This is a genomic window from Vibrio sp. 2130-1 (genome assembly GCF_033339515.1).
This window is the reverse complement of the sequence record NZ_JAWOUT010000017.1, coordinates 57,180-69,619: the sequence shown is the minus strand read 5'-3', so window position 1 is coordinate 69,619 and position 12,440 is coordinate 57,180. Positions and strand designations below refer to the sequence as shown.

Genomic DNA, 12,440 nt, shown 5'->3' with positions numbered 1-12,440 from the left:
AACCTTAAAGCGACATCAATTTCTTATCACGAGCCCACTCTTCTGGTGTGAACGCTTTGATTGATAATGCGTGAATGTCGTTACGCTGGATGTATTCCATCAGAGGAGCATAAATTAGCTGCTGCTTCTTAACGCGGCTCATTCCATCGAAACAAGCATCAACAGCAACCACTTCATAGTGGCTACCTTCACCTTTCACATGCACTTCTTGAAGGTTTAGTGCTTCTTCTAATAACTGTTGTACTTTTGCGCTATCCACAATTTACCCCTGATAATTCTGTATGTGTTTGGCCACTAAAGATTCAACATTGCTCAGTTGAAACAAAGTGCGCAGTTGCGCCGGCACGAAACTGAGCATTATATGACAGTTTTGCTTTTTTGCATGCTCTAATAAGTGGATTAACATCACCATTCCTGCAGAGTCGACGCGCTCTATCTCTTTTAGCGAGCATTCCAGCTCCGATTGAGCAGGTTGCCATTGCTGTGCATACGCCCACAATGAAGGCACTGTATCTCTATCAAGTGCCCCTGTTAGCTTAAGAATGTTTTGATCCAATTGCCACTGAGCGGGAGTCTGGGCCATTATTTCTTAGCCTCGAAGCGGATCGGTTCTGCGGCCAATTTTTCTAGGTCTTTAGCAACAGATAGAATACCTTCTTGACGAATTTTACTGTTCCATTCGGATTGTTTACTAGAAAGCAAACTAATGCCCTCTGCAATCATATCGAATGCTTCCCACTCACCAGACTGGTTGTCTTTACGCAGTTTAAACTCAAGTTTGATGTTTGGACGCGGAGTATCGATGATATCAACTTTAATGCTTGTAATACGCTTAGAGTCATCAATGCTAGGCTCAGGACCAAACTCAATTTTTTGGTCAGAGTATTGCGTCAACACTTGTGCATAAGACGCAATCAGGTACGCACGAAATGCATCGATAAACTCAAGTACATCTTCACGCTTAGCACCTTTTAAGTTTGGACCAAGAAGTTTTAACCCTGCATAGCGGTAGTTGACGTAAGGCATTAGCTCTTCTTCAACGATCACTTTAAGTAAATTTGGATCTTGTTTGATTTTCGGCTGTTCGGCTTTCAATCTTTCGAACGTGACTTCAGCTACCTGCTTCATCATCTTATAAGGTTCAGTTTTATCCACCTCTGCTGCTGTTGCTCCAAATACGCTAAACACAGCACAAACTGAAAGTAGTAATCTCGCTAACATAGTTATTCCTTACTTGAGTCGTCTGAACCACCTACGCTGTATAGTACTTGACCAATTAAGTCTTCAAGCACAAGCGCCGATTTGGTGTCTTCGATGGTATCACCATCCACCAGCATGACTTCATCATCAAAAACGAAGCCAGGTACTAAACCAATGTATTGCTCACCAATCAGGCCAGATGTCAAAATTTGTACGCTCGACGTTTCTGGGAACTGATTGTATTTACTATTGATAGATAGTGTTACAACTGGCAATAAGTTGTCTGGGTTAAGCGAAATACTACTTACTCGACCAATCACAACGCCCCCCACTTTTACGGGCGAACGAACTTTTAAACTGCCAATATTATCGAACTCGGCTTTGAGGGTATAAGTATCACCAGAGCCAATGCTTTTTACGTCAGCAACTTGAAAAATCATCACAAGAATCGCGCAAATTCCCGCTAATACAAAGCTGCCAACCCATAATTCAGTTTTACGTGTTTGTTGCATGATTAATTCCCAAACATCAATGCGGTCAGTACAAAGTCTAATCCTAGTACTGCTAAAGAAGAATGCACAACAGTGCGCGTAGTTGCTCGGCTGATCCCTTCCGATGTTGGAATAGCATCATAACCGTTAAATAGAGCGACCCAAGTAACCGTAATTGCAAACGCAAAACATTTGATCATACTGTTACCAATGTCTTGCCCTAGCTCAACAGAGGACTGCATCGCTGACCAAAAACTGCCGTGATCAACGCCTTTCCAGTCAACACCAACAAGCTGAGCGCCCCAAATTCCCACAGCCATGAAAATCATAGCCAGTAAAGGCATTGAGATAACCCCAGCCCAAAACCGTGGTGCAATCACTCGTTTCAATGGGTCTACCGCCATCATTTCAAGGCTAGACAGTTGTTCCGTTGCTTTCATTAGACCTATCTCTGCGGTTAACGCAGAACCGGCACGACCAGCAAACAAAAGTGCAGTAACAACGGGTCCTAATTCACGGAGTAACGAAAGCGCTACCATTTGCCCCAAACTGCCTTCTGCGCCGTAATCCACCAACACAACATAGCCTTGTAGACTCAAAACCATTCCAATGAACAGACCAGATACGACGATGATCGCCAGCGACTGAACACCAACAGAATAAAGTTGCTTAACAAGCAGAGGAAAGCTTCTGATCGGTTGTGGCTTAGAAAATAGCGCCCCAATCAACATGAAAGTCGCACGACCAAATGCTCCGCAAATAGAAAGCGTGCGTCGACCCAGCGAGGCGACAAAGTGAATGAAGTTATCGACCATCAAATAAGTCCTTTTCGATACTTTGAGAAGGGAAACGAAACGGTACAGGACCGTCGGCATCACCTTGTAAGAACTGCTGGACACGAGGATCAGAGTTTTGAGTCAGCTCTTCTGGCGTACCATAGGCGATGATTTTTCCATCGGCCATCAGGTATACCCAGTCAGCAATACTCATGACTTCAGGTACGTCGTGAGAAACCACAATAGAGGTCAAACCTAACGCTTGGTTTAGATTGCTAATTAGCTCAACCAAAACGCCCATAGTGATTGGGTCTTGCCCCACAAACGGCTCATCGTACATGATCAGGTCAGGATCAAGTGCGATTGCACGAGCCAAAGCAGCGCGTCTTGCCATACCACCTGAAAGCTCACTCGGCATTAATTGCGCCGCGCCGCGCAGACCGACAGCTTCGAGCTTGAGTAACACCATGGTGCGAATCAAATCTTCCGATAAATCGGTATGCTCTCTCAATGGAAAGGCGACATTATCAAAAACATTCAAATCAGTGAATAAAGCCCCTGACTGGAACAACATGCTCATTTTCTTTCGAGCATGGTAGAGTTTTTTACGCGAGAGAGAGGGAATATTGTCGCCATCAAACCAGATCTCTCCTTGCTCGGGATACAACTGACCACCAATCAAACGCAGCAGTGTTGTTTTACCAATTCCCGATGGTCCCATAATGGCCGTCACTTTGCCCTCAGGAACATGCAGATCAATATCATCAAAGATCATGCGTTCTCCCCGTGAAAAAGTGAGGTTGTTCACGGTGACTAAATCGTTGTTCGACATATCATCTCTTCTACTGTAGGAGCGTTGCAACTCACGGAATCATCAAGCAGATACTCATCGGAGTTGAATTCTACGTTTAATAAAGTAACGTCGGTACATTTATTAGGCTGCAATCATAAGCACATTGGCGTTGAATTTAAAGCACTGTTCAATTAAATAAAGTCGACTATATCCCTGCAATTTCTCATGGTTTATGACCTAATTAGCACGAAGTGTTTAAATCCTAGACCAGAATTGCTCATTTAAATGAGTGAGATTTACATACATTTTCGTTACTAACCTTTAATTTATTCTTCGTTTATCTTCCATTTTAGGCCGCAAAAGGTCAAAATTAGCGGTTATTCATTTTACTTATTTAATACTTAGGAATTCTCATGCTCGAAGCCGTTGCGTTGCTTATAGTCGGTCTTGTTTTGCTTGTTTGGAGTGCAGATAAACTTGTTTTTGGCTCTGCAGCGATAGCCCGCAACGTCGGTATTTCCCCGCTTGTCATCGGCATGACAATCCTTGCGATGGGCTCATCTGCCCCTGAGATGATGGTATCTGCAACCGCTGCTTGGGATGGTAAAACAGATACAGCGGTGGGTAACGTATTAGGCTCAAACATAGCGAACATTGCGTTAATCCTAGGTATTACAGCGCTGATCAAGCCTTTGTCGATTAGCTCCGCCGTCATCCGCCGAGAACTTCCACTCATGATAGCCGTAACCGTACTCGCTGGTATTCTGCTTTGGAATAGCCATCTCGGTTTTTATGAGGGTGTCTTATTGTTTGTACTCTTTGGGGCATTTTTATTTGCTATGTTGCAAATCAGCCGCAAAGAGCAAAAATCAGGTGATGTTTTTCTTGATGACCAAGAGTCAGAGATCCCTGAAGGCGTCAGTAACCCTAAAGCAATCATGTGGGTGGTTATTGGCTTGATACTGCTTCCTTTGGCAGCCAGCATGCTGGTTGATAACGCGGTAATTATTGCTAAACACTTTGGTATGAGCGACCTTGTTATCGGTCTAACTATTATCGCCATTGGCACTAGCCTGCCTGAACTGGCCGCATCACTTGCGGGAGTTTTAAAGGGTGAAGACGACATGGCTGTCGGTAACATTATCGGTTCGAATGTGTTTAACATTCTGGCGGTAATGGGGATTCCTGGCATCATTAATCCATCGGTGCTCAGTGAGTACGCGATGGGACGTGACTTCTGGGTCATGTTAGGCGTTTCATTGTTACTTGTCGCGATGTGTTTGGGTAAATCACGCAGTATTAACCGTATTGAAGGTGCCATCTTGTTTGTGTGCTTCTTAGGTTACCAAGTGTACTTATTCGCAAACATGACCGCTTAATTACCACGATCAATAAGTAGAGATCTGATATGTCCAATCAATTTGATTTTCGCGCTGCTGCTAAACAAGTTCTTGATATCGAAGTTGCTGCTCTGCAAGAGCTAGATACCTACTTTGATGATCAATTTGAAAAAGCGTGTGAACTTATCCTTTCCAACAACGGCAAAGTTGTCGTTATGGGTATTGGCAAGTCAGGCCATATTGGTAACAAGATTGCCGCCACTCTGGCAAGCACTGGGACTTCGGCGTTTTTCGTTCATCCAGGCGAAGCCGCACATGGTGACTTGGGTATGATTAGCCCTGGTGACATTGTGCTGGCAATTTCTAACTCTGGTGAATCAAACGAAATTCTGTCTCTATTTCCAGTATTAAAGCGCCTGAATATTAAGATCATCAGCATGACAGGTAAGCCAGAATCAAATATGGCCAAGCTGTCTGACTTACACCTGCAAATTACGGTACCTCAAGAAGCTTGTCCGTTAGGCCTGGCGCCAACTAGCAGTACGACTGCCACATTAGTGATGGGAGATGCATTAGCCGTAGCTCTGCTTCAAGCTCGTGGTTTTTCTGCCGAAGATTTTGCCCTATCTCACCCAGGTGGTGCACTGGGGAGAAAACTGCTACTTAAGTTGTCTGATATTATGCACTTTGGAGAAGCGTTACCTAAAGTTTCTCCTGACGCATTAATTCGCGATGCCCTGCTTGAAATTTCAGAAAAGGGGTTAGGCATGACAGCCATCGTCGATGAGCACGATGCTATGCTTGGTATATTCACCGATGGTGATTTACGTCGTACCTTAGACAAGCGTATCGATATTCATACGACGGCAATTGGCGAGGTCATGACGACAAACCCAACCACAGCACACCCTGATATGCTGGCGGTTGAAGGTTTGAACTTGATGCAGAATAAAAACATTAACGCTCTGATTTTATGTAAAGACGAAAAAATTGTGGGTGCACTGAACATGCACGATTTACTAAAAGCTGGCGTGATGTAATATCAGCACAAACATTTAAATCATTTATTAGACGAATAAAGGCAATGGTCAGGGAAGTACTGAGCTAAACGATAGGCCTTCATTATATGAGTTTTACTCGCCTTATTTATTTGCTCTTGATCTTCGTTGTAGCGTGGTGCGGTTATTACCTACTAACCCCTAAAGGCAACGACGCAATTCAAGTAGCACCAGATTCTGAACTGCCCATGTTCAGTGGTTCTGGATTAGAAAACATCACCTACGGTGAAGATGGTGTCCGCAGTTACATCATTCGCTCCACTAACTTAGACCATTATGCTAAGAGTGGAGATACTATTTTTAATAACCCGACTTTGATGGTTTACCGTGAAGGAAGCGTCATTGAATGGAAGGTGACTGCCACAAGAGCAGTGTTAGATGAAGACCAAGTTTTGACTTTATATGACAAAGTCTTAATGCAAAATCTTCTGCCTGGTGCGAGTTTTGATACCATGGCAACAGACAAATTGGTCATTAATCTAACCAATCGTGATTTTAAAGCTGACCAACAAGTAATGTTGGTTGGACCACAATTTGAAACTACTGGAGGCGCAATGCAAGGTAACCTAAAACAGCATACTGCGACTCTGACAGATGAAGTTCAAGGTCGATATGAAACCGTTACACCTTAGCCTACTGGCACTGGTATTGGCGGCGCCTCAAGCGCTGGCACTCAAGTCGGATACTCAACAGCCGGTTTACATAAACTCTGACACCCAACAGGTTGATATGAAGAGTAACCAGGTTGTTTTTGAAGGCGATGTATCTCTTAAGCAAGGGAGCATCAATATCGATGCTGATAGAATCGTGGTAACTCGCGATCCTAAAACCGAAGCAATTAAACAGATTCAAGCATTTGGTAAACCTGCGAAGTTTTCTCAGCTGATGGACGATGGTAAAACACTTAGTGGTCAAGCTACGGAGTTGGATTACCGTATTTCTACAGACGAACTGACCATGAAAGGTCAAGCGCAGCTGGCACAAGACAACAACACCATCAAAGGTTCTTCGATTCGTTACCAAATTGGTAAACAAAAGCTAGTCGCAGATAGCTCTAAGGAAGAGCGCGTTACGACCATTTTGCAACCCAATCAGATAGAGAACTAATATGGCAGTACTGAGTGCGAAAAACTTGGCGAAAAGCTACAAAAAACGCAAAGTCGTCACTGATGTTAGCTTAGAAGTTGAATCTGGTCAGATTGTTGGGCTACTCGGTCCAAACGGTGCGGGTAAAACCACCTCGTTTTACATGATTGTCGGCTTAGTACCTCGTGATGAGGGCACCATTACCATTGACGACAATGACATCAGTATTTTACCGATGCATAGCCGTTCACGCCTTGGCATTGGCTATCTTCCGCAAGAAGCGTCGATTTTCCGTAAGCTTTCAGTAGAAGATAACATCATGGCCGTACTTGAAACTCGTCAAGAAATGACGAGGGAAGAGCGCCAAGATAAACTGGAAGATTTGTTGGAAGAATTCCACATCCAGCACATCAGAACCAGTGCTGGTATGGCACTATCAGGGGGTGAACGACGCAGGGTGGAAATCGCTCGAGCTTTAGCGGCTAACCCTCAGTTCATTTTATTGGATGAACCTTTCGCTGGTGTTGACCCAATTTCGGTTAATGACATCAAGAAAATCATTGAGCATCTGCGCGATCGTGGTCTCGGAGTGTTAATCACTGACCATAATGTACGTGAAACACTGGACGTATGTGAAAAAGCCTATATCGTGAGCCAAGGGCACCTAATTGCATCGGGAACTCCGGCAGAAGTTCTCAATAATGAACAGGTGAAACAAGTTTATCTCGGCGAACAATTCCGTCTATGATTATATTAGGAACGGTAAGATTCTGAGCATTACAAGGTAAGTAACACTGAATGAAACCTTCATTACAACTCAAGCTAGGTCAGCAGTTAGCCATGACGCCACAGTTGCAGCAAGCGATTCGCTTATTGCAATTGTCGACACTCGATCTTCAACAAGAAATCCAAGAAGCGTTGGACTCAAACCCATTATTGGAAGTTGAAGAAGGCCAAGACGAGCCTCTAGCAAACGGTGAAGATAAGTCAGCGGTCGAGGCTGCTGATAGCAACAGTGCTAGCGAACCAACAGAAATTGACGTTCCAGATAGCTCCGATGTGATAGAGAAATCAGAAATTAGCTCTGAACTTGAAATCGACACGACTTGGGATGACGTCTACAGCGCGAATACTGGTAGCACTGGCTTAGCTCTTGATGATGATATGCCCGTCTACCAGGGCGAAACCACTGAATCATTACATGATTACCTCATGTGGCAGCTTGACCTAACACCATTCAGTGAAACCGACCGCACGATTGCATTAGCGATTATTGACGCTGTTGACGACTACGGCTATTTAACTTTGTCGCCTGAAGAGATTCATGAGAGCTTCGATAATGAAGAGATAGAGTTAGACGAAGTAGAAGCTGTTCGTAAACGCATTCAACAATTCGATCCTCTTGGCGTTGCATCGCGTAACTTACAAGAATGTTTGTTACTGCAACTGACGACCTTCCCAGAAGACACGCCGTGGCTTGCTGAAGCCAAAATGATACTTGCGGATCATATTGATCACCTAGGCAACCGAGACTACAAGCTCGTCATCAAAGAGACTAAGCTGAAAGAAGCCGATCTTCGTGAAGTCTTAAAGCTTATCCAACAGTTAGATCCTCGTCCAGGTAGTCGCATCACTCCTGATGATACCGAGTACGTAATTCCAGACGTATCCGTTTTTAAAGACAATGGCAAATGGACCGTTTCTATAAACCCGGATAGCGTGCCAAAATTAAAAGTAAATCAACAATATGCTCAATTAGGCAAAGGTAATAGCGCGGATAGCCAGTACATCCGCAGCAATTTGCAAGAGGCCAAATGGTTAATTAAGAGCTTAGAGAGTAGAAACGAGACGCTACTCAAAGTTGCAAGATGTATTGTTGAACATCAACAAGATTTCTTCGAGTATGGTGAGGAAGCCATGAAGCCAATGGTGCTCAATGATGTCGCTTTGGCTGTGGACATGCATGAATCCACGATTTCTCGTGTAACAACGCAAAAATTTATGCATACACCACGTGGTATTTTTGAATTGAAGTACTTCTTCTCTAGCCATGTTAGTACTGACAACGGCGGAGAATGTTCGTCAACAGCAATTCGTGCACTCATTAAAAAACTGGTCGCAGCAGAGAATACTGCCAAACCACTGAGTGATAGCAAGATTGCTGCTCTTCTGGCTGACCAAGGGATTCAGGTCGCAAGACGTACGATAGCCAAATATCGCGAATCCTTGGGAATTGCCCCTTCAAGTCAGCGTAAACGCCTATTATAAGGCACTAACTGAAAAGGAAAGTCTATGCAAATCAATATTCAAGGCCATCACGTTGATCTTACCGATTCAATGCAAGACTATGTAAATTCTAAGTTTCAGAAGCTCGAAAGGTTCTTCGACCACATCAATCAAGTGCATGTTGTACTAAAAGTTGAAAAAATTACTCAAATCGCGGAAGCTACGCTTCACATAAATCAAGGCGAAATCCACGCATCAGCCGATGACGAAAATATGTATGCCGCGATCGATTCGCTGGTAGATAAATTGGTTCGCCAACTTAATAAGCACAAAGAAAAACTAAACAGTCATTAATCATGCAACTGAGCGAAATACTGTCATTGGACTGCACCAAAAGTGCGGTCCACTGCACGAGTAAAAAACGCGCCCTTGAAATGATCAGCCGTATCGTGGCTGATCAAACGGGCCAAGATTCTACCGAGCTGTTCGAATGCATGCTCAATAGAGAAAAAATGGGCAGTACCGGTATCGGAAACGGTATTGCGATCCCTCACGCGAGAATGCAATCAAGCGACAAGGCCATTGCTGTCTTACTGCAATGTGATGAAGCAATCGAATTTGATGCGATTGACAATCGACCTGTCGATCTTCTTTTTGCGCTCCTTGTACCAGAAGAACAGTGCAAAGAGCACCTCAAGACTCTATCCTCTATGGCAGAACGTCTGAGCGATAAGCAAGTATTAAAACTACTGCGTAATGCTCAGAGTGATGAAGAACTTTACGACATCATGATTCACCAATAAGCAGGACTAACTCCATGCGACTAATCGTTGTTAGCGGGCACTCAGGTGCCGGTAAAAGTATTGCGCTTCGTGTACTGGAAGACTTAGGTTACTACTGTGTTGATAACCTACCAGTTAACTTGCTGGACGCATTTGTTCATTCTGTTGCTGACAGCAAACAGAATGTTGCAGTCAGCATTGATATTCGCAATATTCCTAAAAAGCTAAAAGAACTGACGAGTACACTAGAACAGTTAAAAACTGAGCTTGATGTGACCGTGCTTTTCTTGGACGCCAATAAAGAAACGCTACTCAAACGCTACAGCGAAACACGCCGAATTCACCCGTTATCTTTAGGTGGCACCTCCCTCTCGCTCGATCAAGCCATCGAGCGTGAGAAACAAATTTTGACGCCACTCAAAGCGCATGCAGATCTGGTCCTAAATAGTAGTGGGCAGTCTTTGCATGAATTGAGTGAAACCGTGCGTATGCGCGTTGAAGGCAGAGATCGCAAAGGGCTCGTTATGGTATTTGAGTCTTTTGGTTTTAAATACGGCCTGCCTTCCGATGCCGATTACGTATTCGACGTTCGCTTCTTACCTAACCCACATTGGGAACCAGCACTACGCCCGCTTACAGGTCTGGATGCTCCTATCGCCGCATTTTTAGAGCAACACCAATCGGTGTTAAGTTTGAAATATCAAATTGAAAGCTTTATAGAGAATTGGTTACCTCTGCTTGAGAAAAACAACCGCAGCTACCTGACCGTTGCAATCGGTTGTACTGGTGGTAAGCACCGCTCGGTGTACTTAACTCAGCAAATCGGTGAATACTTCGCCAACAAAGGACACCAAGTACAAATTCGCCATACCTCACTAGAGAAAAACGCTAAGGAATAGCCGTGGAGTTAAGTCGTAAAGTATTGATTCAAAACCGCCTTGGCTTACATGCTCGTGCAGCAGTCAAACTGGTCGAACTGGCACAGAGCTTTGAAGCGGTCATCACCATCGACAATGAAGAAGACAAAACCGCCACAGCAGACAGCGTAATGGGCCTGTTAATGCTAGAGTCCGCTCAAGGACAATACGTCACGATCCACGCAACGGGTGGGCAAGCGGAAGAAGCACTGGATGCCGTTTGCCACTTGATCGAAGATAAATTTGATGAAGGCGAGTAGTTTACTCGCTTTTTTCTTACCTCCCATTATCTTTCTCTTCCCTGACCTAATAAATAAATTTGCTTAGTATCATAAGTTGTTATTAAAAGGCGCCTAGAATTAAGTTATTATTCAACGCATTGTAAATATCAGGAATTGGGAGGAATGAATGGCAGAGCAAATTGAATTCGACCAAGCTCACCAAGCCCTCCAAGAAGTCACAGAAGCGCTAGAAAATGGCCGCTTCGTCCATGTTCGTCGTCAATTACAGGACATGGAACCTGAGGATATCGCTCACCTTTTAGAAGCCTCCCCACGGAAGAGCCGTGAAGTTCTTTGGCAACTCACCGACCCTGAAGATTATGGTGAAATCCTTGACGAGCTGAACGAAGACGTCAAAGACAGCCTCGTATCCAAAATGGCACCAGAAGCGCTTGCAGAAGCGACAGAAGGCATGGATACCGATGACGTGGCTTACGTACTGCGTAGCTTGCCTGACAACCTGTCACGCGAAGTCCTGTCGCAAATGGACTCCTCTGACCGTCTACGGGTCGAAACCGCCCTATCCTACCCAGAAGACACCGCGGGTGGACTGATGAACACCGACGTCATCACAATTCGTGGTGACGTCGATGTGGACGTAGTTTTGCGTTATCTACGTATGAAAGGCGAGCTTCCAGAAGCTACGGATGCCCTGTATGTGATCGATGAAGAGAGTAAGCTCATCGGTGAACTGCCGATCACGACGCTTATTACCACTCAGCCAGACGTAAAAATCATTGATGTAATGGAAGACGCGGACGAGGCCATCACCGTCGATACTAGCGACTCAGATGTTGCGAGTCTGTTCGAACGCCGTAATTGGGTATCTGCACCTGTTGTTGATGAAAACTTGCATTTGGTCGGCCGTATCACCATCGATGACGTGGTTGACGTTATTCGTGAAGACGCGGAACACTCGATGATGAGTATGGCGGGTATGGACGATGACGAAGATACTTTCGCGCCTGTTGTAAAATCAGCTCGCAAACGCAGTATCTGGCTTGGCGCTAACGTATTAGCCGCCCTTGCTGCTGCTTCCGTTTCTAACATGTTTGAGGCCACATTAGATCAAATGGCGGCCATTGCGGTATTGATGACGATTGTTCCGTCCATGGGTGGTGTCGCTGGTAACCAAACCGTCGCACTAGTGATTCGTGGTCTTGCTCTTGGTCATATCGGTGACTCAAACAAACGCGAACTGTTAATGAAAGAAGCCTCGATCGGCTTACTCAACGGTATCATGTGGGCGCTGATTATTGGTGGTATTGTTGTTGCTTGGAAAGGTAACTGGATGCTCGGAGGAATCATTTCCGCCGCCATGCTGACCAACTTATTGGTCGCAGGTATTGCCGGAGTAACGATTCCAATCCTATTGAAAAAAATGAACATCGATCCCGCTTTAGCTGGTGGTATGGCATTAACAACGGTGACGGATGTGATTGGTTTATCTGTCTTCTTAGGGCTTGCCACAATACTGATTACCTAACAGA

Annotated in this window: 17 protein-coding genes; 11 read left to right on the top strand and 6 right to left on the bottom strand. The window is 44.7% G+C overall.

The window, feature by feature from the left end; all coding sequences use genetic code 11:
- Positions 1–4 precede the first annotated feature (4 nt).
- The 6 genes from ibaG to mlaF are packed head-to-tail and all read right to left on the bottom strand — an operon-like array spanning position 5 to position 3,299.
- Positions 5–259 (bottom strand): BolA family iron metabolism protein IbaG, encoded by a 255-nt coding sequence (ibaG, locus tag R7Q09_RS20495; protein WP_005381092.1) that lies wholly within the window; start codon positions 257–259, stop codon positions 5–7.
- 3 nt (positions 260–262) lie between these two features.
- The gene (locus R7Q09_RS20490; protein WP_005381093.1) at positions 263–583 is read right to left on the bottom strand and encodes a lipid asymmetry maintenance protein MlaB; all 321 of its coding nucleotides are present in this window, start codon (positions 581–583) and stop codon (positions 263–265) included.
- On the bottom strand, positions 583–1,221 hold the full coding sequence (gene mlaC, locus R7Q09_RS20485) for a phospholipid-binding protein MlaC (RefSeq protein WP_005381098.1): 639 nt from the start codon (positions 1,219–1,221) through the stop codon (positions 583–585). The genes R7Q09_RS20490 and mlaC overlap by 1 nt, the downstream gene beginning before the upstream one ends.
- Positions 1,222–1,223: 2 nt before the next feature.
- Positions 1,224–1,712, bottom strand: a complete 489-nt coding sequence (mlaD, locus tag R7Q09_RS20480; protein ID WP_005381099.1) for an outer membrane lipid asymmetry maintenance protein MlaD — start codon at positions 1,710–1,712, stop codon at positions 1,224–1,226.
- Between the two features lie 2 nt (positions 1,713–1,714).
- Entirely contained in the window at positions 1,715–2,506 is a 792-nt protein-coding gene (gene mlaE / locus R7Q09_RS20475; protein WP_005381100.1) for a lipid asymmetry maintenance ABC transporter permease subunit MlaE, read from the bottom strand.
- Complete coding sequence (gene mlaF, locus R7Q09_RS20470) at positions 2,496–3,299, bottom strand: phospholipid ABC transporter ATP-binding protein MlaF (RefSeq protein WP_005388422.1); 804 nt, start codon at positions 3,297–3,299, stop codon at positions 2,496–2,498. Before mlaF ends, mlaE begins: the two co-directional genes overlap by 11 nt.
- Positions 3,300–3,673: 374 nt before the next feature.
- Here mlaF and R7Q09_RS20465 point away from each other — a divergent pair, with 374 nt between their 5' ends.
- The 11 genes from R7Q09_RS20465 (at position 3,674) to mgtE (ending at position 12,436) form a co-directional block, all read left to right on the top strand.
- Positions 3,674–4,639: a calcium/sodium antiporter gene (locus tag R7Q09_RS20465; RefSeq protein WP_005381102.1), complete on the top strand. Its 966-nt coding sequence runs from the start codon at positions 3,674–3,676 to the stop codon at positions 4,637–4,639.
- A gap of 29 nt (positions 4,640–4,668) precedes the next feature.
- Positions 4,669–5,640, top strand: a complete 972-nt coding sequence (gene kdsD, locus R7Q09_RS20460) for an arabinose-5-phosphate isomerase KdsD (RefSeq protein ID WP_005381104.1) — start codon at positions 4,669–4,671, stop codon at positions 5,638–5,640.
- 86 nt (positions 5,641–5,726) lie between these two features.
- Positions 5,727–6,290, top strand: coding sequence for an LPS export ABC transporter periplasmic protein LptC (gene lptC, locus R7Q09_RS20455; protein ID WP_005381106.1), 564 nt, complete (start codon positions 5,727–5,729; stop codon positions 6,288–6,290).
- Positions 6,271–6,765 carry a lipopolysaccharide transport periplasmic protein LptA gene (gene lptA, locus R7Q09_RS20450; protein WP_005381109.1) on the top strand — a complete coding sequence of 165 codons (495 nt, stop codon included), beginning with the start codon at positions 6,271–6,273 and terminating at the stop codon, positions 6,763–6,765. Before lptC ends, lptA begins: the two co-directional genes overlap by 20 nt.
- Position 6,766: 1 nt before the next feature.
- Positions 6,767–7,492 (top strand): LPS export ABC transporter ATP-binding protein, encoded by a 726-nt coding sequence (lptB, locus tag R7Q09_RS20445; RefSeq protein ID WP_005381111.1) that lies wholly within the window; start codon positions 6,767–6,769, stop codon positions 7,490–7,492.
- Positions 7,493–7,542: 50 nt separating this feature from the next.
- On the top strand, positions 7,543–9,012 hold the full coding sequence (locus R7Q09_RS20440) for an RNA polymerase factor sigma-54 (RefSeq protein WP_005381112.1): 1,470 nt from the start codon (positions 7,543–7,545) through the stop codon (positions 9,010–9,012).
- Between the two features lie 24 nt (positions 9,013–9,036).
- The gene (gene hpf, locus R7Q09_RS20435) at positions 9,037–9,324 is read left to right on the top strand and encodes a ribosome hibernation promoting factor (RefSeq protein ID WP_005381114.1); all 288 of its coding nucleotides are present in this window, start codon (positions 9,037–9,039) and stop codon (positions 9,322–9,324) included.
- Between the two features lie 2 nt (positions 9,325–9,326).
- A complete protein-coding gene (gene ptsN / locus R7Q09_RS20430; protein ID WP_005381116.1) occupies positions 9,327–9,773 on the top strand; it encodes a PTS IIA-like nitrogen regulatory protein PtsN in 447 nt (148 codons plus the stop codon).
- Between the two features lie 14 nt (positions 9,774–9,787).
- Positions 9,788–10,651 (top strand): RNase adapter RapZ, encoded by an 864-nt coding sequence (gene rapZ, locus R7Q09_RS20425; RefSeq protein ID WP_005381118.1) that lies wholly within the window; start codon positions 9,788–9,790, stop codon positions 10,649–10,651.
- A gap of 2 nt (positions 10,652–10,653) precedes the next feature.
- Positions 10,654–10,929, top strand: a complete 276-nt coding sequence (locus tag R7Q09_RS20420; RefSeq protein WP_005381120.1) for an HPr family phosphocarrier protein — start codon at positions 10,654–10,656, stop codon at positions 10,927–10,929.
- Between the two features lie 148 nt (positions 10,930–11,077).
- Complete coding sequence (gene mgtE / locus R7Q09_RS20415) at positions 11,078–12,436, top strand: magnesium transporter (RefSeq protein WP_005381121.1); 1,359 nt, start codon at positions 11,078–11,080, stop codon at positions 12,434–12,436.
- Positions 12,437–12,440: the final 4 nt, after the last annotated feature.

What these genes read in the sequence shown, in the direction of transcription:
- R7Q09_RS20465 (WP_005381102.1), top strand. Translation starts at nt 3,674, where the DNA reads ATGCTCGAAGCCGTTGCGTTGCTTATAGTCGGTCTTGTTTTGCTTGTT.
- mlaF (WP_005388422.1), bottom strand. Translation starts at nt 3,299, where the DNA reads ATGTCGAACAACGATTTAGTCACCGTGAACAACCTCACTTTTTCACGG.
- ptsN (WP_005381116.1), top strand. Translation starts at nt 9,327, where the DNA reads ATGCAACTGAGCGAAATACTGTCATTGGACTGCACCAAAAGTGCGGTC.
- mlaD (WP_005381099.1), bottom strand. Translation starts at nt 1,712, where the DNA reads ATGCAACAAACACGTAAAACTGAATTATGGGTTGGCAGCTTTGTATTA.
- rapZ (WP_005381118.1), top strand. Translation starts at nt 9,788, where the DNA reads ATGCGACTAATCGTTGTTAGCGGGCACTCAGGTGCCGGTAAAAGTATT.
- hpf (WP_005381114.1), top strand. Translation starts at nt 9,037, where the DNA reads ATGCAAATCAATATTCAAGGCCATCACGTTGATCTTACCGATTCAATG.
- lptB (WP_005381111.1), top strand. Translation starts at nt 6,767, where the DNA reads ATGGCAGTACTGAGTGCGAAAAACTTGGCGAAAAGCTACAAAAAACGC.
- lptC (WP_005381106.1), top strand. Translation starts at nt 5,727, where the DNA reads ATGAGTTTTACTCGCCTTATTTATTTGCTCTTGATCTTCGTTGTAGCG.
- mlaC (WP_005381098.1), bottom strand. Translation starts at nt 1,221, where the DNA reads ATGTTAGCGAGATTACTACTTTCAGTTTGTGCTGTGTTTAGCGTATTT.
- R7Q09_RS20490 (WP_005381093.1), bottom strand. Translation starts at nt 583, where the DNA reads ATGGCCCAGACTCCCGCTCAGTGGCAATTGGATCAAAACATTCTTAAG.
- mgtE (WP_005381121.1), top strand. Translation starts at nt 11,078, where the DNA reads ATGGCAGAGCAAATTGAATTCGACCAAGCTCACCAAGCCCTCCAAGAA.
- R7Q09_RS20440 (WP_005381112.1), top strand. Translation starts at nt 7,543, where the DNA reads ATGAAACCTTCATTACAACTCAAGCTAGGTCAGCAGTTAGCCATGACG.
- mlaE (WP_005381100.1), bottom strand. Translation starts at nt 2,506, where the DNA reads ATGGTCGATAACTTCATTCACTTTGTCGCCTCGCTGGGTCGACGCACG.
- kdsD (WP_005381104.1), top strand. Translation starts at nt 4,669, where the DNA reads ATGTCCAATCAATTTGATTTTCGCGCTGCTGCTAAACAAGTTCTTGAT.
- lptA (WP_005381109.1), top strand. Translation starts at nt 6,271, where the DNA reads ATGAAACCGTTACACCTTAGCCTACTGGCACTGGTATTGGCGGCGCCT.